A 20,315-nucleotide genomic window follows, 5' to 3' on the forward strand; every position below is an offset into this window, starting at 1 on the left:
GGTCTCGGCGCGGATCGACCGGCCCCGGCCGGCCACAACCCCCGCCACCCGACCGCTGATACGAGAAGACGGACGTCCAGCCCGACCGCTGGCCGCGAGCCACGCCGCCGGCACGACCTCCTGATGGAGATCACCTGTGACCGCACCTGTGACCACGCCCGCGACCGCGGAAGCGTCCCCGACCGTCGAGACCACCAACGTCACCGAGGCACCCCGACCCGTCGACGACGACATTCTCGCCCGTGCCCGCCGGCAGGTGCTCGACGAGGGGCGCGGCCTCGACGAACAGGACGTGCTCGCGGTCCTCCAGCTGCCGGACGAGGCACTGGGCGACCTGCTCGCGCTCGCCCACGAGGTGCGGCTGCGCTGGTGCGGGCCGGAGGTCGAGGTCGAGGGCATCATCAGCCTCAAGACCGGCGGCTGCCCCGAGGACTGCCACTTCTGCTCCCAGTCCGGCCGCTTCGACTCCCCCGTGCGCTCCGCCTGGCTGGACGTCCCGTCCCTGGTCGAGGCGGCGAAGGCGACGGCGGCCACCGGCGCCACCGAGTTCTGCATCGTCGCCGCGGTCCGCGGCCCCGACCAGCGGCTGATGGAGCAGATCCGCGAGGGCGTGGCGGCGATCCGGGCGGCCGTCGACATCAACGTCGCCTGCTCGCTCGGCATGCTCACCCAGGAGCAGGTGGACGAGCTCGCCGGCCTGGGCGTGCACCGCTACAACCACAACCTGGAGACGGCGCGCTCGCACTTCCCGAAGGTGGTCACCACCCACAGCTGGGAGGAGCGCTGGGAGACCTGCGAGCTCGTCCGCGCCGCCGGGATGGAGCTGTGCTGCGGCGCGATCATCGGTGTGGGCGAGTCCCTCGAACAGCGCGCCGAGCTGGCCGCCCAGCTCGCCGCTCTGGAGCCGGACGAGGTGCCGCTGAACTTCCTCAACCCGCGACCCGGCACCCCGTTCGGTGACCTGCCCGCGGTGGACTCACGCGAGGCCCTGCGCACCATCGCCGCGTTCCGGCTGGCGCTGCCCCGCACGATCCTGCGCTACGCCGGCGGGCGCGAGATCACGCTGGGCGACCTGGATGTCCAGGGAATGCTCGGCGGCATCAACGCGGTGATCGTCGGGAACTACCTGACCACGCTCGGCAAGAATCCGGAGAGCGACCTGGCCATGCTCACCGAGCTGCGGATGCCGATCAAGTCCCTGCAGGCCACGCTCTGAGCAAGTGAGTCCGGACCTTCCGTCACCCTAATGTTGATCTATCATCGGGGGTTCGTGTCCGGTTCGGGTGTTCCGCGGAGCACCGCGGTCGACCGTGGTTCGTGGTGATCACGGCTCGCGGGAGTTCGGGTGTTCCGCGGAGCACCGCGGTCGACCGTGGTTCGTGGTGACCACGGCACGGCCAGCCGTCATTTATCGGACAAAACCCCTACACGTCGGGGTGGCCTGCTCGCCGTTTGACATCCTTCTCGCCCTCCCAGAGCGAACGTCGCAGGGCGTGCCGTCTGAAACGGCGAGAAAGAAACCAAACGGCGAGTAGCCGAGCGCGCGGAAGCGAACCGGAGCCTGGACGGTCGGCACCGAGGGCGAAACTGTCGGACTACTCGTCCAGACCACGAGCCCCGCCACCGACCCAGGGCCGGGTAGCGGGACGAGCCCGGCCCCGCGGCCAATGCTGGGAAGCGGCCACGGGTCAGGCCGACACCGACGTCCCGTGCTCGGCGCAGCGCGCGCTCCAGCCCAGCGGGGTCACCTGGACGACGAGGCGACGCCGACAGGACGAGCAGTACCGCGGTGGTTCCAGCGCGCGCGCCCGCGCGCAGACGTCATGACTGCCAATGCTCGCGAGCTGGCCACACCGGTCGCAGAACGAGGCCTCCATGACAGAGCAGCCTAGGGCACCCGGCCCGCGACCGGCGGCGGGAAGTCCGCGCCGTCACGTCACCACCGGTGGCCTGCCGGGCGGCTGCCTGCCGGGCCGTCGCGGGCCACCGGCGGCAGCATGTCACCCGCGCAGCATGTCACCGGTGACCGGTCAGGAGTCGACGACGGCGATCAGGTCCCCATCCTGCACGACGTCGCCCTCGTTGACGGCGATGCTGGCGACGGTGCCGCCCTCCTCGCTGATCACCGGGATCTCCATCTTCATGGAGTCGAGGATTACCAGGGCGTCACCCGCCGCGACCGAGTCGCCGACACCGACGACGACCTTCCAGACGTTGGCGACCATCTCGGCACGGACTTCCTCGGACATCGGAATCCCTTCTCCACGTCGACCGCTCTCCCGGTCGACCGCGCTGCGGCGCCGGCTGATGTGAGCGTAGTAGCCGCCGGGTCGGCGCAGGATCGCAATCGACCCGACGCGCCATCCGGACGACCCGCGGCGGGGCCGCGCCCGGCTGGGAGGACGACCCCACACCCCCGGGCCATGCCGGTGCGCGGCGCCGGATCGGGCGCCCACGCGGGCACGGGCCGCGACCTCGTCGTCGGCGCCGTCGTCGGCGCCGCTGCGTCCCGGGCCCGTCGCGGAAGGGTCACACCGGCGGGCGGTGCTGCGCGATCGAGCGGCGACCCTCCACACTTACGGATGTGCTCGTACTCCTCCTCCTGACCCTGTTGTGCGGGTTGGCCGTGGGGCTCGCGAGGGGCGGAACCCTCGACGCCCTCAGTCGCGTCCACGTCGCCAGGCCCTGGCTGTTCGTCGGCGTACTGGTCGTGCTGGCCGTCGGCAGGCTCGTCGGAGCACTGCACAGCCCGGCCTGGATCCTCGCGTCAGCCGGTCTGGTGGTCTTCGCCGTGGCCAACCGGCGGCTCCCCGGCCTTCCGCTGCTGTGCGCCGGCGTGCTGCTCAACGCGCTCGTGATCAGCGCCAACAGCGGGGACATGCCGGTCTCGGCGTGGGCCGCCGACCGGGCCGGCGTATCGGTCCAGAGCATCCACGACTCGCACTTCCACACGGTGGCGGGAGGGGACACGTCGCTGCGCCTGATCAGTGACATCCTGCCGCTCCCGACGCCGGGCGCACCGGCCGTGGTGAGCCTCGGGGACGTCCTCATGGCCGCCGGCCTGGGCATGTTCGGCGCGGTGGCACCGGTGCGGGCACGGCGGACGTTGCAGGCCCGGCTCGCCGCCGGCCTCGCCCGACCCCGGCGGGCCGCTGGCGCACCGGACACCGACGGACACGACGCGGACGACAGCGACGGCGACGGGCCCGGCGACGACGAGGGACACCTCGACGACGAGCACCTCGAAGACGAGAGACCCCGCGTCGACGGGCACGGCAGAGACCACGAGGACGTCAGGGATCACGAGGGTGACGGGCTCGAGAGCGACGGGCGGGACGGGGACCGTGAGGACGACGGATACGTCCTGGACCAGGACCCGTCGGCCGAGGAGCCGCTCGCCGAGGGCCCGCCCGGCGACGAGCACACGGAGCGGGACGGCACGCCACGGCTCGTTCCCGCCATGACCGGGCCCGCGGACGACCCGGCCGGACCCGTGGGCGCCACGGCCGCGCCGGAGCGCCCCGGAGCGGGGGACGTGCCGCCCGGCCGCGAACCCGCCGACGATCATCCGGGCGGTGACGGGCCCCCGCCCGGCGACGGGACCAGGCTCGGCGGACGCGCCGGCGCGGGCCCGGACTCCGGCCCCACCAGCGGCCTCACCCGCCCCGTCGACAGCGGCCACGCCGCCGAGTAGGCCGACCAGCCGGGTCCGCCGCCGCTGCGCGGCAGCCGGCGGCTGGCAGTATGTGCCCAGAGCGACCATGTGCTCAGAGCGGCGGAGAGGAGTTCATGATGGCGAAGAAGAAGCGCAAGCGGCGCGCGCGGGCGAAGAGCAAGGCCAACCACGGCAAGCGCCCGAACACCTGACAGGTGGACCGGGTGGGACGCCCAGCGCTCCCACCCGGTCTCGTCAGCCGGTCACGCCGGCCGAGCCGGAGGCGGCGGCGTGGGCGCTGATCCGGGCCCGGATCCAGTCGACGGTCCGGGTGAGCCCGCCGTCCAGGTCCATCCGCGGCCGCCAGCCGATCTCCCGCTCCGCGAGGCCGACGTCCAGGCTGATGCGCTGCAGCTCGCCGGGGCGCGGCGGGGCGAACTGGGGCTCGTCCGGCACCCCGACCACCCGCGCGATGCGGCTGTGCAGGTCGAGAACGGTGGTCTCGGCGCCGGTCCCGATGTTGATCCGCAGGCCGTTGGCCGCCTGGGCCGGCACGCACCGGGCGAAGGCGTCGGCGACGTCCCCGACGAAGACGTAGTCCCGGCTGGTCGTCCCGTCACCGAAGATCTTGGTCGGGCGCCTCTCGAGCATGGCGGTGCCGAAGATGGCGACCACCCCGGCCTCGCCGTGCGGGTCCTGGCGGGGCCCGTAGACGTTCCCGAGCGCCAGCGCCGTCGTCGCGACACCGTAGGTCACCCGGTACACGTTGAGGTACAGCTCGCCGGCGGCCTTCCCGGCCGCGTACGGCGACTCGGGCGCGGGCGGCACGGACTCGTCGACGGGCAGCGCGGCCGGCGTGCCGTAGATCGACCCGCCGGACGAGGTGTGGATGACCTTCGCCACCCCGGCGGCCCGGGCCGCCTCCAGCAGGTTGATCGTGCCGAGAACGTTCAGCCGGGCGTCGAGCAGCGGGTCGGCGACGCTGATCCGGACGTCGATCTGCGCCGCGAGATGAGCCACCGCGTCGGGGCGGACCCGGGCGACGAAGTCACCGAGATCGGGCGACGTGATATCGCCCTTCTCGAACGAGAACCGGGCATCGGCCGCCGCCTGCGCGAGATTCTCCATGCGCCCGGACGACAGGTCGTCGATGCCCACGACCGAATGACCGTCAGCAAGCATCCGATCGACGACGGTGGAACCGATGAAACCGGCCGCGCCGGTGACGAGGATACGCACAGCAGGCAGCCTAACCGCCCGCCGCCGACCTCCCCGCACGAGCGGGGAGGCGCTCGCCTAGTCGGGGCGGAACTCGGTCGCGTCGGCGCCCGTGCGGGCCGCGCGCAGCCGGGCCAGCACGCTGAGCCGCAGCGAGTCCGGTGCCCGCTCCCCGCCGCACTTGCGCGCGACGAGCATTTTCACCTCGTGTTCGACCCCGAACTCCCGCAGGCACGGCGAGCACTCGTCGAGATGTGCCCGGATCAGGTGCTGCTGCGGGTCGTTGCACTCCCCGTCGAGGTAAAGAAAGACCGCGTCGAGCACCTTGCGGCAATCGATGTTGTGAGGTCCTCCGCAGCTCACGACCCACCGCCCTCGTTCTCGGCAGACCCCGCCGGAACCAGCCCGCGCTCCAGCGCGTACTGCTCCAGCGACTTTCGCAGACCACGCCGCCCACGGTGCAGCCGTGACATCACGGTACCGATGGGAGTGCCCATGATCTCAGCGATCTCCTTGTACGAGAACCCCTCGACGTCGGCCAGATAGACCGCCATCCGGAAGTCCTCGGGCAGCGCCTGGAGCGCCTCGGTGATGTCGCTGTCGGGCAGGTGCTCCAACGCCTCGGCCTCGGCGCTCTTCAGGCCGGTGGACGTGTGCGACTCCGCCTCGGCGAGCTGCCAGTCCTCGACCTGCTCGGTCGGGCTCTGCAGCGGCTGCCGCTGGCGCTTGCGGTACGTGTTGATGAACGTGTTCGTCAGGATGCGGTACAACCAGGCCTTGAGGTTGGTTCCCTCCTGGAACTGGTGGAAGGCCGCGAATGCCTTGACGAAGGTCTCCTGAACGAGATCCTCCGCGTCCGCGGGGTTGCGGGTCATCCGCAGCGCGGCAGCGTAGAGCTGATCGAGGAACGGCAGGGCATCCCGCTCGAACCGGGCGCCGCGCTCCTGGGTGGACTCGTCGTTGGTCTCGTCGACCAGGATCACTCCTTCGCCCCGCCGGGAACCGATCGCCGGCCCGCCGGCTGCCGTCCTGACTGGACCGCTCTCCGCGCCGGACGATACCCCCGCCACCGCCCTGGTGCGCACCGGCGCGGCGACCGGCCGCCCGCGGCCCGGCCCCGTCACCCGGCGATCCTGCGAGCGCGGGCCTGGTGTGCTGTGCTGGAACGTCATCGAACCTCCGTGACGCGGGCACTCCGGCGGTCGCACCACCTCCGTGCGACACCGGCCACGCCTGGCCTCCCGCGCTTCCCACTGGCGCCAACCACCGCGGGCTGTTCTCGATTCCCGGCGGGTGCTGTTCTCGATTCCTGGCGGGTCAGGTGGGTCGAACGGGTCGCGGGTGGGTAACCGAAACAGACGTGAGCACTCAGCCGCGGCGCGCTCAGGCCGTGCCGCCGGGCCCGTCTCCGACCATGCCTCCGGGCTCATGTCCGACCGTGTCCCCGGGCTCGTGCCCGACCGTGCCGGAGGGCTCGTCCCCGAGGCGGGCGAGCAGCCAGGACGCGCCCACCTCCGCGGCCTCCCCGATCACCTCCCCCACGGGCCGGCCGTCCCGGACCCGCACCCGGAACGAGTGGTCGGCCCCCGCCACGACGTGCACCCTGATCCCGCAGGACGGGTCGGCCACCGGCATGCCGAAGGCGTCGCGCGATCCCTGCACCACGAGGACGGGGACGCCGGCCCCCGCCAGCTCCGGCCCGCGCGACGGCTTCCCGCCCGGCGGCTCGAGCGGGAAGCCCAGCGCCAGCACCGCGCGGGCACCGACGGCACGGGCGCAGCGCACCGCCACCCGCGATCCCATCGACGCCCCGGCCAGCGCCAGGCGGTCGGGCGGGCCCAGCGCGGCGACCGCCGCGGTGAGCACGGCGTCCAGCCGGGCGGGGCGGTCCGGGGCGCGCCGGCCGGCCACCCGGTAGGGCATCTCCAGGGCGGCCACCCGGATCCCGGCGGCGGTGAGGCGTTCCGTGAGCGCGGTCAGCGCCGGCGTGTCGGTGCCGCTGCCCGCCCCGTGCAGGAGGACGACGGTGCCGACAACCTCGGCGCGTGGCGGGACGGGAACCACCCGCAGTCGTCCACCGTCCACAAGGAGGGGATCCTCGCCTGCCGTCGCGGCCGCCCTGACCGGCGCCGGTGGCTCGGCCGGGTCACTTCCGTCCGAGCCGCCCGGGAAGGACACTGCGTGGTCGGCCCGAACATCTGTCAGAATTTCACCTTGCGCATGTGACGTGCCTCGCATCATTGCCCCTTGAAGGGTAGGAACGGTCCATGTTGTCTGGCCCCGACGCCGACACTCACTCGTCCCGGGGGTCCTCCAACACGCTGGTGTGTGAGGCCCCCGCCGGCAGTGACGACCCCTACTGGGCCTTCTACGAGGAGGTCGCCTCGGCCCAGCTGAAGGAGTGGCTGCCCGCCGATCCGGTCCGCGTCCTGGACGTCTCCGGCCCGCGGGCCAGATTCGCACGCCAGATGGTCGCGGCCGGGCACGAGGTGGTCCGGGTCGTCGGGAGCCTCAGCAGCGTGGACACGCCGGGCGAGAGCGAGCCCGCTCCCGGCCCGGGGGCCGTGCGGCGGGTCGTCGGTGATGCCCGCTCGCTGGACTGGTTCCGTCCCGGCTCGTTCGACGCCGTGCTCGCCGAGGCACGGGCCCTGTCGTTCTGCCTGGCTACCGAGACCACGCTCGAGGAGATCCACCGCATGCTCCGGCCGGGCGGCCGGCTGCTGCTGTGCGTCGACTCCCTGCTTCTCGGGCTCGCCCGGCTCGCCGAGCAGCACCGCTGGGCGGAGCTGTCCGACGTGCCGCGCGCGGACGTCGTGCTCGTCCCGGCCGAGGACGGCACCATCACCCGGTGCTTCTGGCCCGAGGAGCTGCGCGCCCTGCTCACCAGTGCCGGTCTGGAGGTCGACTGGATCCGCCCGCGCACGGTGCTCTCCGCCGAGGCGGTCCGCCGGGCCGTCGCCGAGGACGTCTCCTGCTTCCCCACCCTGGTGCGCACCGAGGTCGAGCTCGCCGCCGAGCGTGAGGGCGAGTCAATCGGTATTCACCTGATCGCCTCGGCCCGCCGGCCCGACTAGCGCCGGGAATCCGGCATGCTGGCACGGTGACCACCATCACCGAAGTGCAGCGCGGGCAGGGCGACCCGTGGTCGGCTCCGGTCGCGACCGGTCCGGTCCGGGCGACCGTCACCGTGCCGGGCTCGAAGTCCGGCACAAACCGGGCGCTCGTGCTGGCCGCGGCGGCTGACGGGGTCTCCCGCCTGCGCGGGGCGCTGCGCTCCCGGGACACCGTCCTGATGGCCGCCGCCCTGCGCGAGCTCGGCGCGACGGTGACCGACGAGGCCGCACCAGGCGGCGCCGAGCCGGGCAGGCCGGGTGAGCCGGGCGCGGACCAGGGCGCCGCCGACATCGTCGTCACCGGCCCGGTCGGCGCCGTACGGGGCACGGCCGCGATCGACTGCGGCAACGCGGGAACGGTCGCGCGCTTCACTCCCGCGCTGGCGACACTGGCCCGCGGGGACGTGCGCTTCGACGGCGATCCCCGGATGCGGGACCGCCCGCTCGCCCCGCTGCTGCGCGCGCTGCGCGAGCTGGGCGCCCACATCGACGGCGACCGGATGCCCTTCACCGTGCGCGGCACCGGGGCGGTCTCCGGCGGGGCGGTGACGGTCGACGCGTCGGATTCCAGCCAGCTCGTCTCCGGCCTGCTGCTCGCCGCGGCGCGGTTCGAGCGCGGTGCGACCGTGACCCACGCCGGTCACCGCCTGCCGTCCGGGCCGTACCTCGACATGACCGTCGCCGACCTGCGGGCGGCCGGGGTGGTCGTCGACGTCGACGACCCGACCGCGGACCTGCTGCGCGCCGGGGGCACTCCGGCCGCGTCGACCCGGCGCTGGCGGGTCGAGCCCGGCGGGCCGCGGCCGCTGGACCGCGTGATCGAGCCCGACCTCAACAGCGCCGCCCCCTTCGTCGCCGCCGCGGCGGTGACCGGCGGCGAGATGACGATCACCGGCTGGCCGGCGTCCACCGAGCAGCCCGGCCGGATGCTGCCGGACCTGCTGGTGGCCATGGGCTGCCGGGCGGAGCTGGTGCCGGAGGGCCTGCGCGTCACCGGCGGCGGGCGGATCACCGGTATCGACGTCGACCTCTCCGACTTCGGCGAGGCGGCGCCGGTGCTGACCGGGCTGGCCGTGCTGGCGGACTCGCCGTCCCGGCTGCGGGGCATCGCCCACCTGCGCCTGCAGGAGACCGACCGGCTCGCCGCGCTGGCGAGCGAGCTCGGCCGGCTCGGCGCCCGTGTCACCGTCACCGACGACGGCCTGTCGATCACCCCGGTGCCGCTGCGCGGCGCCCGGCTCGACCCGCACGCGGACCACCGGCTGGCGATGACCTACGCCGTGGTCGGCCTGGCGGTGCCCGGGGTCACCGTCGACGACATCGCCACGACCGGCAAGACAGTCCCCGACTTCGCGCGGATGTGGACGACGATGCTGGCCGGCTGACCGTGGCACGCGAGATGGACGAGGACGACGTCCGTACCCGACCCGGCCGGGGCTCCCGGCCGCGGACGCGGATCCGGCCCGAGCACGCGGACGCGGCCCGCGCGGTGGTCGTCGCGGTCGACCGCGGCCGCTACACCTGCCGCCCGGAGATTGGCCCGGGCGGCCGCCCGGGCACGGCCCGGCGTGACACCCCCGCCGGCCGGCGGGAGGGCCCGGCCGGCCTGGTGGCGGCGGTGCGCGGCGGTTCCATGCGGCGGACGTCCGTCGTGGTCGGCGACCGGGTCGAACTGGTCGGGGATCTCTCGGGCAGCGCCGGCTCGCTGGCGCGCATCGTGCGCCGCGACGAACGGACGAGCCTGCTGCGGCGCACCGCCGACGACTCCGACCCGGTGGAGCGGCCGATCGTCGCCAACGCCGACCTGCTTGTCATCGTCTGTGCGCTGACCGATCCGCCGCCGCGCACCGGGCTGATCGACCGGTGCCTGGTGGCCGCCTACGACGGCGGGCTGACCCCGGTCCTGTGCCTGACCAAGGCGGACCTCGCCGACCCGGCCCCCGTGCGGGCGTCCTACGAGCCGCTCGGGCTGCCGGTGGTCGCCACCCGGCCGGACGGCGACCTCGACCCGCTCCAGACGCTGCTGCGCGACACGACCAGCGTGTTCTTCGGGCACAGCGGGGTCGGCAAGTCGACGCTGGTCAACCGCCTTGTCCCGGACGCCGACCGGGCCATCGGAGTGGTCAACGCGGTGACCGGCCGTGGCCGGCACACCTCCTCTGCGGCCGTCGCGCTCGCCCTGCCGGACGGCGGGACCGTCGTCGACACCCCGGGGATCCGCTCGTTCGGGCTGGGCGCCGTCCAGCTCGAGCGGGTCCTGACGGCCTTCGACGACCTCGCGGCCGCGACCGCCGACTGCGAGCCCGGCTGCGACCACCTGACCGCGCCGGACTGCGGGCTCGACGAGGCCGTCCGGCAGGGGCGGGCCGACCCCGCGCGGGTGGCGAGCCTGCGCCGTCTGCTCGCGGCCCGCGCGACACCCGTCTGACCGGACGGCGCCGGTCGCACGCGGTCGCACAACCGTCGGCGTCGCAGCACAGCGTGCGGCCCCACAGGGCTCCGGCCAGCCATGTGATCGACAAAGGCTGCCCGGCGGATGCCGATCATGGCTGTGCCGCACCTAGTCTCGGTCTGTGACCGATCAAGGAACGGTGCCGCGGGCGGGTGAGTTCGCCCGCGTGGCCCGGCGCCGACGCCGGCAGCCGGTGGAGGCCGAGCGCGAGATCCTCCAGGCCGCGATCGAGATGATCGGCTCGGACGAGCCCGGCCCGATGACCGTCGCGGCGCTGATGAGCCGCACCGGGCTCGGCCGCTCCGCCTTCTACGCGTACTTCCGGGACGTCCCCGACCTGCTGCGGCGGCTGCTGCGTGAGATCGAGGGCGAGCTGTCGGCGGCGTCCGCCGGCTGGTTCGACGGCAACGGCGACCCGGTCGAGGACTGCGTCCGCTCCGCCCGGACCATCGTCGGCGTGCACCTGCGCCACGGGTTCGTCCTGCGGGTCATCGCGCAGGCCGCGGCCACCGATCCGGAGCTGGCCGCCGGGTACCGGAGGGCGGCGGTCGAGGGATTTGTCACAGCGGTGACCGAGCGGCTCGGCCGGGAGCAGGCCCGCGGCCGGGTGCGCCCCGACCACCACCCGCAGAGCGCGCGGGCGTTGATGGCGATGACCGATGCTTACCTGCGCGAAACACTGGGCCACCACCCCCGGGCGGATCCCGCCGAGGTCATCCGTACCCTCACCGTGGTCTGGTCGCAGGCGCTCTACGGGCGGGCACCGGCAGAGCCTGCCGAAGCCGCCACGCCGGGCGGGCGGATCCGGGCCGACGTCCGGTGACCACCGCGCCCGTTCCCTCGACGCCGGAACTCGTAGTCTTCCCTCGTGACTCCGCCAAACCCGAGCCCCGTCAGCGCCAACCCGGTCGAGGCGGTCGACCCTGCCGGCTGGCTCGCCGACGACCTCGCACTCGCTCTGAGCCTCGCCGACGCCGCCGACCGGATCACCCTCTCCCGCTTCCAGGCGGTGGACCTCCACGTCGAGTCGAAGCCCGACAACACTCCGGTCTCGGACGCGGACACCGCCGTCGAGTCCATGATCAGGGAACGGCTCGCCACCGCGCGCCCCGGTGACGGAGTTCTCGGCGAGGAGGAGGGCCTCGTCGGCGAGAACACCCGCCGACGCTGGATCCTCGACCCGGTCGACGGCACCAAGAACTTCGTGCGCGGCGTTCCCGTCTGGGGCACCCTGCTCGGCCTCGAGGTGGACGGCGAGATGGTCGTCGGCGTGGCGAGCGCCCCGGCCATGAGCCGCCGCTGGTGGGCCGCCCGCGGCACCGGGGCGTTCACCCGGGACGCCACCGGCGACACCCGTTCACTGCAGGTCTCCTCCGTCGCCCGGCTGTCGGACGCCTTCCTCTCGTTCGCCTCGCTGGAGGGATGGCGCACCGCCGACCGGCTGCCCCAGTTCCTGAGCCTGGCCGAGCAGATCTGGCGCAGCCGCGCCTACGGCGACTTCTGGTCGCACATGATGGTCGCCGAGGGCGCCGTCGACCTCGCCTGCGAGCCGGAGGTCTCACTGTGGGACCTCGCCGCCCTGCAGGTCATCGTCGAGGAGGCCGGCGGCCGGTTCACCGACCTGCGTGGGCGGCGCGGGCCCGGCTGGGGCACGATCCTCACGACCAACGGGCACCTGCACGACGTCGCCCTGAACCACTTCCGGGACTGACCCGAGCGGGCACCCGTCCCACGATGATCGGTTTCGCGCACCGCGGCGCGCCGGCCCCGTTCCAGCGGGAGAACCGGCTGCCCGCCTTCCGCCGTGCGCTGGCGGCCGGCGCCAACGGCCTGGAGTCGGACGTCTGGCTCACCGCGGACGGAATCCCCGTCCTGCGGCATGACGGCACGCTGGGCCCACCCGGCCGCCGGCGGCGGCTGGGTGAGCTGCGCGGCGCCGATCTGCCCGGGTGGCTGCCGACGCTGGCGGCCTTCTACGACGATCTGGGCTGGGGTTTCGATCTCAGCCTCGATCTGAAGGGCCATCCCGATCACATGTCCGCGGCCGAGGCGGCGGGCGCCGTCCTCGCGGTCACCCGTGCGGCGGGTGGCACCGAGGCCGCCGCACGGCTGTGGCTGTGTGGTTCGTTTCCCGACCTGCACGAGTGGCGGCAGGCCGACGGTGACGTCAGGCTCGTGAACTCCACCACGGTGGCAAACGTGGAACAGAACGGCGGCGCCGCCGCCTACGGGGGCATCCTGCGCGCGGCGGGCGTCGACGCCCTGAACCTGCGCACACGGGAGTGGACACCACCGCGGGCGGCGATGGTCGGCGAGCTGCACGCCGCCGGTATCGCGGCGTTCGGATGGGACGCCCAGTCGACGGCGACACTGCGCCGGCTACGCGGTTACCGCCTCGACGCCGTGTACTCGGATCATCTCGGGCGGTTGATCGATGTCACCGTCGGGCACACCCGATCCGCGATCGGCGACGACTGGCCGGCGGCGGGCTCATCGTAAGGACGCGGGATGGTTGGGCCTGATGGGCCGGCCCGATCACCCGGAAGCGCTCACCCGCAATACATCATGACCCCACACGCGCGAGCAATGGGTCACCCGATTGAGGCGGGCCGGGCCGAATGTAGCCGTCTCACTACCAGAACGATTGACCTGACCGGTCGAATTTGACGAGGTACTCGCGATGGATCGCCCACCGCGAAGACCACATGTCAAGGACATCTAGGCGAAGGGACACGGGCGGACAGGCCCGCAGGGACGTATTCATGACACCGACGGCGACCAGTACCACACGCCCCGCACTACAACCGAGACCGCACGGCCCCGGCGCACACGGCCACGGCCGCCGGCCTGGTCCGCGACTTCACGGGCACGGGCATGGGCGAACGGTCAGTCTTTGACGGCGACTTTGAGCATCTTCGCGGGAAAGCCGGTGCGTTCCGCGACGTTGTCGATGGAGTAGCCCTGCTCTACCAGGTCACGAGCCTGTTCGAGGGTCCAGCCCCGACCGGGGTCGACCCTGCGGACGATCACCTCACTCGCCTGATGATGTTCCTGCGGCCAGCTCAGTCGCGCGCGGCGTGCCAACGGTCGACCTCCGAAGTTATGGCGGGCATTAGCGTTACGAACCAAGGATAAGCCAGATACGCGCCTTCCCGCTCCATGAACTTCGCGATAGAGACCACGCCAGAGTAATGCGCAACCCGTCGACCGGACACCGTCGGGACCACGGCCCGGCCCCATCATCGATGCTCACCGGACACCTGACGCTGCGCGCCGGGCCGCGTGGACAACACCGTGGTGAGACAACTGTTGACCCGGCGACTGTGCGGCGCCGAGTTGTCCGATCGACATGTCCACTTAACTTGTCCGACCGGTACTTGTCCGGTCGGTTCTTGTCCGGTAATGTCCAGCGCCCGCCGCGAACGGACGGGTGCGAACGGGTCTCTCGAACCGTACCGCCCGGATCGCGCCGGCCCGGGCGGCGGAGGTCACCTGTGGCGGTATCCCTTCATCCGGCGCCACGGGACCGACCGGCCGCCCGGGGCGCGACCGGCGGCGGATCAGTCGTCCTGTGCGGGTGCCGCCGTGCCGTGGGAACGCAGCAGGGTGCGCCACTGGCGGGCGGAGTGGCTGGCCGGTCTGGTGGTCGCCAGAAAATCCTCGAGAACGGCCCGGAATCGCACCGGGTCCGCGTGGTGGGGGAAATGGCCCGCGTCCGGGAAGATCTCCAGCCGGCTGCCCGGCATCGCCTCGTGGGCGATCCTCGCGTGCTCCACCGGGATCGCCGCGTCGTGCGCCCCCCACACGATCAGCGAGGGCATGCCTGCCGCCAGGTAGCACCGGTCCAGCATCGTGATCGCCTGGCCGTGGCCGTCCACCGCCGAGCGCAGGGTGCGCAGGAAGGCCTGCCGGGCCGTGGGGACGTCCAGCGAGGCGAACACGCGCATCAGGTCGTCCGCGTCCCGCCCGACGTCGGTGTGCAGCAGCCGCAGCGCGCGGGTGGCCGCCCAGCCGACCCGGCGCACGGGCGCTCTGGTCAGCAGCGACAGCGCATGGCCCGAGCCCGGCACCGTCGCCGCCCGCAGCACCGGGTGCAGGTCCGGCCCCACGCCCCCGGTCGACACCAGGACGAGCCGCTCGCACCGCTCGGGGAACTGGTAGGCGAACTGCATCGCCACTCCGCCGCCCAGCGAGTGGCCTACCACCGTCGCCCGCTCGACGCCCAGGACGGTCAGCAGGTCGCGCATCCCGCAGGCGTAGCCGGCGATCGAATAGTCGCCCCGGGGCTTGTCGGAGCGGCCGTGGCCCAGCAGATCCGGCGCGATGACGGTGCGGCCGCGCGCCAGCTCCGGGATGAGGTCCCGCCAGGTTCCCGAATTGTCCCCGATGCCGTGGATCAGCAGCAGGGCCGGACCACGACCGGCCCGGAGATAGGCCCGCCGGTAACCGTGGACCGTCACGAACCGGGTGGACAGCTGCCGCCCCGGCCCATCGGAAGCCCGCGCGGCCGCGGTCCCGGCCGCACCCGCACCCGCAGCCGGAGCCGCGACCTCGGTCTTGTCCCCGGCACCGGCCTTGTGCCCCGCCGCTTGCCCGCCGTCCGTCACCGCCACCGACCCTAGAACTCGATGTTGTGCATCACGTGCTTGATACGGGTGTAGTCCTCCAGCCCGTAGACCGACAGGTCCTTTCCGTAACCGCTCTTCTTGAATCCTCCGTGTGGCATCTCCGCAACGATAGGAATGTGCGTGTTGACCCATACGCACCCGAAGTCGAGGCGGCGCGCCACCCGCATCGCGCGGGAGTGGTCACGCGTCCAGACGCTGGAGGCGAGGCCGTACTCGACCCCGTTCGCCCACGCGACCGCCTCGTCCTCGGCCGAGAACTCCTGGACGGTGACGACCGGGCCGAACACCTCCTGCTGGATCAGCTCGTCGTCCTGGCGCAGGCCGGCGATCACGGTGGCCGGGTAGAAGTAGCCGGGCCGGTCCAGCGGCGTCCCGCCCGCGAGCAGGCAGGCGTGCTCGGGGGCACGCTCGACGAACCCGCTGACCCGGCCGAGCTGACCGGCGCTGTTCAGCGGGCCGTAGTCAGCCTCGCCTCCGCCGGCCGCGGCCCCGCCGGCGGCGGGCGGGCCGGTCGTGGTGGCGCGGGCGGCCTCGGCGAGCGCGTCGGCGAGCTCGCCCGCGATGCCGGGCCCGGCGAGCACCCGGGTCGCGGCCGTGCAGTCCTGGCCGGCGTTGAAGTACGCCGCCCCGGCGATCTCCGCGGCGACCACGGCCGGGTCGACGTCGTCAAAGACGATCACCGGGGCCTTGCCTCCGAGCTCGAGGTGCACCCGCTTGAGCGAGTCGGCCGCCCCGCGGGCGACCTCCATGCCCGCGCGCACGCTGCCCGTCACCGAAATCATCGCCGGGCCCGGGTGGGCGACGAGGGCACGGCCGGTGTCCCGGTCACCACAGACCACGTTGAGCACACCTGGTGGGAGGATCTCGGCCGCGATCTCGGCGAGCAGCAGCGAGCTGGCGGGCGTGGTCTCCGCGGGCTTGAGCACGACCGTGTTCCCGGCCGCCAACGCCGGGGCGATCTTCCAGACGGCCATCATCAGCGGATAGTTCCAGGGGGTCACCTGGGCGCAGACACCGATCGGCTCACGCCGGACGTAGCTGGTGTGGCCCGCCAGGTACTCCCCCGCCGACCGGCCCTCCAGCAGCCGCGCCGCCCCGGCGAAGAACCGGATCTGGTCGGCCGACGGGGCGATCTCCTCGTCAAGGGTGAGCTGGCGCGGCTTGCCGGTGTTCGCGCACTCCACGTCGGCGATCTCGGCCGCCCGTTCCTCGACGGCGTCGGCGAGGCGGAGCAGGGCACGGGAGCGCTCGCTCGGCGTGCTGTCCCGCCAGCCCTCGAACGCCTCACCGGCGGCCCGCACGGCGGCGTCCACGTCGGCCGGCCCGGAGCTCGGCGCGTGCGCGAGGACCTCGCCGGTGGCGGGATTGAGCACCGGCATCGTCCGCCCGTCCAGCGACGGTGCCTGCTTCCCCCCGACGAAATTGCTCAGCGTCCGCTCCATGGGTGTCCGTTCCATGGGTGTCCGTTCCATCGGTGTCCGTTCCATGCGTCCGGCTCCCTCCGGTCGTCCGAGCGCCACCCAACGGACACGATGGTTCCACGAACCTGGTGCCACCGATAGCGCATTCAACTCGCTCTTATGCAACCGAAAACTTCGAGAAAGGACCGTTTCAGCGATGTCTGTAGCCCGCCGTGCGGGCCCGGGAGGGGCCGGGTGCGACCCTGGTACACCGGGCCCGACCGGTCCCGGTTCCGGTGGCACAGTCATCACGACGGAACGATCTGTTCCGGCGGAGCGGGAGGCGACGGGCACCGTGCGCGACACCGACACCGGAGCAGAGGCCGACGAAGCGGTCACACCGACGGCCGTCAGCAAGGCGCCGGCGCGCCGGGCGATGGTCAGCCCGACGGGCTGGTCGCTGTGGACGGACACCCTGGACGGCGCGGCGCGCCGCCCCCGGCCGCGGGCCCGCGGCGCGCTCACCGCCGACGTCTGCGTCGTCGGAGCCGGCTACACGGGCCTGTGGACGGCCTACTACCTGGCCCGCACCCATCCCGCGCTACGGGTGATCGTGGTGGAGAAGGAGACGGCCGGGTTCGGCGCCTCCGGGCGCAACGGGGGCTGGTGCTCGGCGCTGTTCCCCAACACTGCCCTCGCCGGGCAGATGCGGCCCGCCCTGGCGGCGACCGTCGACGAGGTCGGCGCGGTCGCCCGTGAGGAGGGCATCGACTGCGACTTCGTCAAGGCCGGCTACCTGAGCGTGGCGACCACACCGGCACAGGCTGCCCGGCTGCGCCGCGAGGCCGGCTCCGCCTGGCTGGACGCCGCCGCGGTGGCGGGCATCGTGCGGGTCGCGGGGGCCGAGGGCGGCGTCCTGGACCCGGACTGCGCCGCGCTCCATCCCGGCCGGCTCGCGCGCGGGCTCGCCGACGCGGTCGAGCGCCGCGGGGTCACGTTGTTCGAGCGCAGCCGCGCGCGCCGGATCGTCCCGGGCCGGGTCGTACTGGAGGGCGGGGTCGTACGGGCGGACGCGATCGTGCGCGCGACGGAGGCCTACACCGCGGCGCTGCCCGGTCTGCGCCGCGAGCTCGTGCCCGTCTACTCGCTGCTGATCGCCACCGAGCCGCTGCCGCCGGCGGTCTGGGACGAGATCGGCTGGGAGCGCCGGGTCACCGTCGGCGACGGCCGCCATATGATCATCTACGCGCAGCGCACGGCGGACGGGCGGATCGTGCTCGGCGGCCGCGGGGCGCCCTACCACTTCGGCTCGCGGGTCCGGCCGTCCTTCGACGTCGTGCCGGCCGTCTTCGACCATCTGCGGCGCACTCTCGGCGCGCTGTTCCCGGCCGCCGCGTCGGCCCGGATCACCCACCGCTGGGGCGGGCCACTGGGAGTTCCCCGCGACTGGACACCCGCCGTCCACCTGGACCGGGAGACCGGGCTGGCCCACGCGGGCGGGTACGTGGGCGACGGGGTCGCGGCGAGCGCCCTCGCCGGCCGGACGCTCGCCGAGCTGATCACCGGGCGCACCTCGGAGCGCACCGGCCTGCCCTGGGTCGGCCACTCCCGGCGGCGTTGGGAGCCCGAGCCGCTGCGGTGGCTGGGCGTGAACGGCGGCGCGCTGCTGGCGTCCGCCGCCGACGCCCGCGAGAACCGCACCGGACGGCCGTCCCGCCTCGGCTCGGCCCTGTCCGCCCTCACCGGCGGCCGCTGACGGCCAGAGACCGCTGACAGTCAGCGGCCGCGACGGCCGGCGGGCGCTCACGGCCGGCGGGCACAGGACCCGTCAGCCGCGGGCGAGGTCCGCGGCCATCGCGTCGAGGCTCGCCAGGTAGCGGTCGACGTCGGCGTCGGTGTGCTGGACGGACAGCGTCCACTCCTCCTCCCGGCCGGGGGCCATCAGCACCTGCCGGTTGGCGTTGTAGAGCCAGCCCAGCTCCGGCAGGACCGCGTTCTGGTGGGCCATGAAGGACGTGTAGTCCCGGATCGGGGCGTCGGTGAAGTGGACGCATCCCTTCGAGCTGATCCCGACTGCGTAGCCGGCGATGCCGTGGCGGGCCAGGATCGCGGTGCAGCCGTCCACCAGGCGGTCGTTGAGGCGGTCGAGGTGGGCGTAGGCGTCCGGGGTCAGGACCTCGGTCAGGCTGGCCCGCGCCGCCGCCATGACCAGCGGGTTGCCGTTGAAGGTCCCCACCTGTTTCACCCTGTCCTCGGCGACCGCGGCCATCAGCTCCGCGGTGGCGCCGATCGCGCCGGCCGGCAGTCCGCCGCCGAGCGCCTTGGCGAGGGTGACCATGTCGGGCAGCACCCCGAACCGCTCGACGGCGCCGCCGGCCGCGACGCACAGCCCGGTCTTGACCTCGTCGAAGATGAGCACGATGCCGTGCCTGCGTGTGATCTCCCGGACGGCCTCCAGGTAGCCCGGCTCGGGCAGGACGACGCCGAGGTTCATCATCGCCGCCTCCATGATCACGCAGGCGGGCTTGCGCCCCTCGGCCTCGAGCGCGGCGATCCGCCGTTCCATCGCCGCCGCGTCGTTGAACGGCACGGGCACCGTCAGGTCGACCACCGCCTGCGGGATTCCCGCGCCGTAGGCCAGGGAGTTCATGTGGTCCGCCGGCCCGATGTCCCCGTAGGGGGTGCCGATCGAGACCATCACGTAGTCGTGATGGCCGTGGTACGAGCCGAAGATCTTGACGATGGTGTCCCGGCCGGTCACCCCGCGGGCGATGCGGATGGCGTCCATGGTCGCCTCGGAGCCGGAGTTGACGTAGCGCCACTGCGGCAGCCCGAAGCGGCGGGCCAGCTCCTCGCTGACCAGCACCGAATCCTCGGTGGGCATGGCGAAGTGCGAGCCGAGCGCCATCCGCTCGGTCACCGCGCGCACGATCGCGGGGTGGGCGTGGCCCTGAACCATCGAGCCGTACCCGTTGTGGAAGTCGGAGTACTCGTTGCCGTCGACGTCCCAGACCAGCGAGCCGCGGCCGTGCGTGAGGTAGATCGGCCAGGGGTCGCGCAGCTGGTAGGAGGACGGGACCCCGCCGGTCATCGTCCGCAGGGCACGGGTGTGCATGGCCTCGGACGCCGGAGTGCGGGCCTGCAGCGCGCGCTCCTCCCGCTCGAGGAGGTCGGTCACCCGCCCGGCGTGCCCGATCCGCGGCGGGTCACCGGGACGAGGAGTCGTGGTCGTCGCGTTGGACACCGTCACCGCACCCTTCCTTTGCTCTCGACTATCGAAAGCGTAGCCCCGGGGCGCTGTTTGCGATGGAATCCGTGGAGACGGAGAGGTAGAAATGCCATATCCAGGCCAACGCCCCCGCGCCCATACGATGACGCGCAGCGAGTACTTGCCCCATGATCGGCGTCCATCGGACGAAACATCCAGGAGGATGTCGCGTGCAGTCACGCAGGTCGCCCGGTCAGCGCCAGACTCCGGAACCGCTGCTGGACGACATCAACAAGGCGATCATCGAGCAGCTCCAGCAGGACGGCCGCCGGTCCTACGCGGCGATGGCCACGGCCGTCGGCCTGTCGGAGGCGGCGGTCCGCCAGCGCGTGCAGCGCCTGCTCGACGCCGGGATCATGCAGATCGTCGCGGTGACGGACCCGCTGCGCGTCGGCTTCCGCCGCGAGGCGATGGTCGGCGTGCGGGTCTCCGGGGACACCCGCCAGGTGGCCGAGGCCCTAGTAGGACTTGATTAGGTCTGTCATTGGTTGTACTGACTGTCGTCTTCGTGTGTGTGGCGGTGGTTGGTATGGAACTGGGTGAGATGGGCCGTGTGCGGCCGGTGATCGAACGGTTCGCGG

The 20,315-nt window shown here is 73.1% G+C and carries 19 protein-coding genes and 1 pseudogene; 10 read left to right on the top strand and 10 right to left on the bottom strand.

What is annotated here, in order from left to right; genetic code table 11:
* Positions 1–136 precede the first annotated feature (136 nt).
* Positions 137–1,216 (top strand): biotin synthase BioB, encoded by a 1,080-nt coding sequence (gene bioB / locus FMEAI12_RS23910; protein WP_112107920.1) that lies wholly within the window; start codon positions 137–139, stop codon positions 1,214–1,216.
* 472 nt (positions 1,217–1,688) lie between these two features.
* On the opposite strand, the gene FMEAI12_RS23915 is transcribed toward bioB, so the two are convergent.
* Both FMEAI12_RS23915 and FMEAI12_RS23920 read right to left on the bottom strand, forming a co-directional pair.
* Positions 1,689–1,877: a hypothetical protein gene (locus FMEAI12_RS23915; RefSeq protein WP_083390623.1), complete on the bottom strand. Its 189-nt coding sequence runs from the start codon at positions 1,875–1,877 to the stop codon at positions 1,689–1,691.
* Between the two features lie 153 nt (positions 1,878–2,030).
* On the bottom strand, positions 2,031–2,249 hold the full coding sequence (locus FMEAI12_RS23920; protein WP_020458608.1) for a biotin/lipoyl-binding carrier protein: 219 nt from the start codon (positions 2,247–2,249) through the stop codon (positions 2,031–2,033).
* Between the two features lie 335 nt (positions 2,250–2,584).
* Between FMEAI12_RS23920 and FMEAI12_RS23925 the strand changes: the two genes are divergently transcribed.
* The gene (locus tag FMEAI12_RS23925; RefSeq protein WP_112107921.1) at positions 2,585–3,694 is read left to right on the top strand and encodes a DUF5317 domain-containing protein; all 1,110 of its coding nucleotides are present in this window, start codon (positions 2,585–2,587) and stop codon (positions 3,692–3,694) included.
* Positions 3,695–3,910: 216 nt separating this feature from the next.
* Here the strand turns inward: FMEAI12_RS23925 and FMEAI12_RS23930 are convergent, their stop codons facing one another.
* The 4 genes from FMEAI12_RS23930 to FMEAI12_RS23945 all read right to left on the bottom strand — a co-directional run bounded on the left by FMEAI12_RS23930 (position 3,911) and on the right by FMEAI12_RS23945 (position 7,111).
* The gene (locus FMEAI12_RS23930; protein ID WP_112107922.1) at positions 3,911–4,894 is read right to left on the bottom strand and encodes an NAD-dependent epimerase/dehydratase family protein; all 984 of its coding nucleotides are present in this window, start codon (positions 4,892–4,894) and stop codon (positions 3,911–3,913) included.
* A 57-nt stretch (positions 4,895–4,951) separates the two neighbouring features.
* The gene (gene rsrA, locus FMEAI12_RS23935; RefSeq protein ID WP_020458605.1) at positions 4,952–5,236 is read right to left on the bottom strand and encodes a mycothiol system anti-sigma-R factor; all 285 of its coding nucleotides are present in this window, start codon (positions 5,234–5,236) and stop codon (positions 4,952–4,954) included.
* On the bottom strand, positions 5,233–6,045 hold the full coding sequence (locus FMEAI12_RS23940; protein ID WP_020458604.1) for a sigma-70 family RNA polymerase sigma factor: 813 nt from the start codon (positions 6,043–6,045) through the stop codon (positions 5,233–5,235). The genes rsrA and FMEAI12_RS23940 overlap by 4 nt, the downstream gene beginning before the upstream one ends.
* 211 nt (positions 6,046–6,256) lie before the next feature.
* Complete coding sequence (locus FMEAI12_RS23945) at positions 6,257–7,111, bottom strand: alpha/beta family hydrolase (protein WP_112107929.1); 855 nt, start codon at positions 7,109–7,111, stop codon at positions 6,257–6,259.
* A 29-nt stretch (positions 7,112–7,140) separates the two neighbouring features.
* Here FMEAI12_RS23945 and FMEAI12_RS23950 point away from each other — a divergent pair, with 29 nt between their 5' ends.
* From FMEAI12_RS23950 to FMEAI12_RS23975, 6 genes are all read left to right on the top strand, one after another.
* Entirely contained in the window at positions 7,141–7,947 is an 807-nt protein-coding gene (locus FMEAI12_RS23950) for a methyltransferase domain-containing protein (protein WP_020458602.1), read from the top strand.
* 26 nt (positions 7,948–7,973) lie between these two features.
* A complete protein-coding gene (gene aroA, locus FMEAI12_RS23955; RefSeq protein WP_235014384.1) occupies positions 7,974–9,371 on the top strand; it encodes a 3-phosphoshikimate 1-carboxyvinyltransferase in 1,398 nt (465 codons plus the stop codon).
* A gap of 14 nt (positions 9,372–9,385) precedes the next feature.
* Positions 9,386–10,414 (top strand): ribosome small subunit-dependent GTPase A, encoded by a 1,029-nt coding sequence (gene rsgA / locus FMEAI12_RS23960; RefSeq protein ID WP_071059459.1) that lies wholly within the window; start codon positions 9,386–9,388, stop codon positions 10,412–10,414.
* A gap of 163 nt (positions 10,415–10,577) precedes the next feature.
* A complete protein-coding gene (locus FMEAI12_RS23965; RefSeq protein ID WP_235014387.1) occupies positions 10,578–11,261 on the top strand; it encodes a TetR/AcrR family transcriptional regulator in 684 nt (227 codons plus the stop codon).
* 45 nt (positions 11,262–11,306) lie between these two features.
* Positions 11,307–12,149: a histidinol-phosphatase gene (gene hisN / locus FMEAI12_RS23970; RefSeq protein ID WP_112107923.1), complete on the top strand. Its 843-nt coding sequence runs from the start codon at positions 11,307–11,309 to the stop codon at positions 12,147–12,149.
* A gap of 23 nt (positions 12,150–12,172) precedes the next feature.
* Entirely contained in the window at positions 12,173–12,937 is a 765-nt protein-coding gene (locus FMEAI12_RS23975) for a glycerophosphodiester phosphodiesterase (RefSeq protein WP_112107924.1), read from the top strand.
* Positions 12,938–13,324: 387 nt separating this feature from the next.
* Here the strand turns inward: FMEAI12_RS23975 and FMEAI12_RS23980 are convergent, their stop codons facing one another.
* From FMEAI12_RS23980 to FMEAI12_RS23990, 3 genes are all read right to left on the bottom strand, one after another.
* Positions 13,325–13,522 carry a hypothetical protein gene (locus tag FMEAI12_RS23980; protein ID WP_041253691.1) on the bottom strand — a complete coding sequence of 66 codons (198 nt, stop codon included), beginning with the start codon at positions 13,520–13,522 and terminating at the stop codon, positions 13,325–13,327.
* A gap of 476 nt (positions 13,523–13,998) precedes the next feature.
* Entirely contained in the window at positions 13,999–14,913 is a 915-nt protein-coding gene (locus FMEAI12_RS23985) for an alpha/beta fold hydrolase (RefSeq protein WP_235014391.1), read from the bottom strand.
* A gap of 143 nt (positions 14,914–15,056) precedes the next feature.
* Complete coding sequence (locus tag FMEAI12_RS23990) at positions 15,057–16,508, bottom strand: gamma-aminobutyraldehyde dehydrogenase (RefSeq protein ID WP_112107925.1); 1,452 nt, start codon at positions 16,506–16,508, stop codon at positions 15,057–15,059.
* Positions 16,509–16,902: 394 nt separating this feature from the next.
* Here FMEAI12_RS23990 and FMEAI12_RS23995 point away from each other — a divergent pair, with 394 nt between their 5' ends.
* Complete coding sequence (locus tag FMEAI12_RS23995; protein ID WP_235014393.1) at positions 16,903–18,222, top strand: FAD-dependent oxidoreductase; 1,320 nt, start codon at positions 16,903–16,905, stop codon at positions 18,220–18,222.
* A 72-nt stretch (positions 18,223–18,294) separates the two neighbouring features.
* Here FMEAI12_RS23995 and FMEAI12_RS24000 read toward each other — a convergent pair whose 3' ends face one another.
* Entirely contained in the window at positions 18,295–19,644 is a 1,350-nt protein-coding gene (locus tag FMEAI12_RS24000; protein WP_235014395.1) for an aspartate aminotransferase family protein, read from the bottom strand.
* A 260-nt stretch (positions 19,645–19,904) separates the two neighbouring features.
* Between FMEAI12_RS24000 and FMEAI12_RS24005 the strand changes: the two are divergent.
* Positions 19,905–20,195 (top strand): annotated as a pseudogene (locus tag FMEAI12_RS24005) (Lrp/AsnC family transcriptional regulator); the annotation flags it as partial.
* Positions 20,196–20,315: the final 120 nt, after the last annotated feature.

The sequence above is a fragment of the Parafrankia sp. Ea1.12 genome (genome assembly GCF_900465275.1).
In the GTDB taxonomy this organism is placed as follows: Bacteria; Actinomycetota; Actinomycetes; order Frankiales; family Frankiaceae; genus Parafrankia; species Parafrankia soli.

Coding starts and splice junctions, on each gene's coding strand:
- FMEAI12_RS23915 (WP_083390623.1), bottom strand. CDS start 1,877: ATGGAGGCCTCGTTCTGCGACCGGTGTGGCCAGCTCGCGAGCATTGGC.
- FMEAI12_RS23920 (WP_020458608.1), bottom strand. CDS start 2,249: ATGTCCGAGGAAGTCCGTGCCGAGATGGTCGCCAACGTCTGGAAGGTC.
- FMEAI12_RS23940 (WP_020458604.1), bottom strand. CDS start 6,045: ATGACGTTCCAGCACAGCACACCAGGCCCGCGCTCGCAGGATCGCCGG.
- FMEAI12_RS23945 (WP_112107929.1), bottom strand. CDS start 7,111: ATGCGAGGCACGTCACATGCGCAAGGTGAAATTCTGACAGATGTTCGG.
- FMEAI12_RS23950 (WP_020458602.1), top strand. CDS start 7,141: ATGTTGTCTGGCCCCGACGCCGACACTCACTCGTCCCGGGGGTCCTCC.
- rsgA (WP_071059459.1), top strand. CDS start 9,386: ATGGACGAGGACGACGTCCGTACCCGACCCGGCCGGGGCTCCCGGCCG.
- FMEAI12_RS23975 (WP_112107924.1), top strand. CDS start 12,173: ATGATCGGTTTCGCGCACCGCGGCGCGCCGGCCCCGTTCCAGCGGGAG.
- FMEAI12_RS23990 (WP_112107925.1), bottom strand. CDS start 16,508: ATGGAGCGGACGCTGAGCAATTTCGTCGGGGGGAAGCAGGCACCGTCG.
- FMEAI12_RS23995 (WP_235014393.1), top strand. CDS start 16,903: ATGGTCAGCCCGACGGGCTGGTCGCTGTGGACGGACACCCTGGACGGC.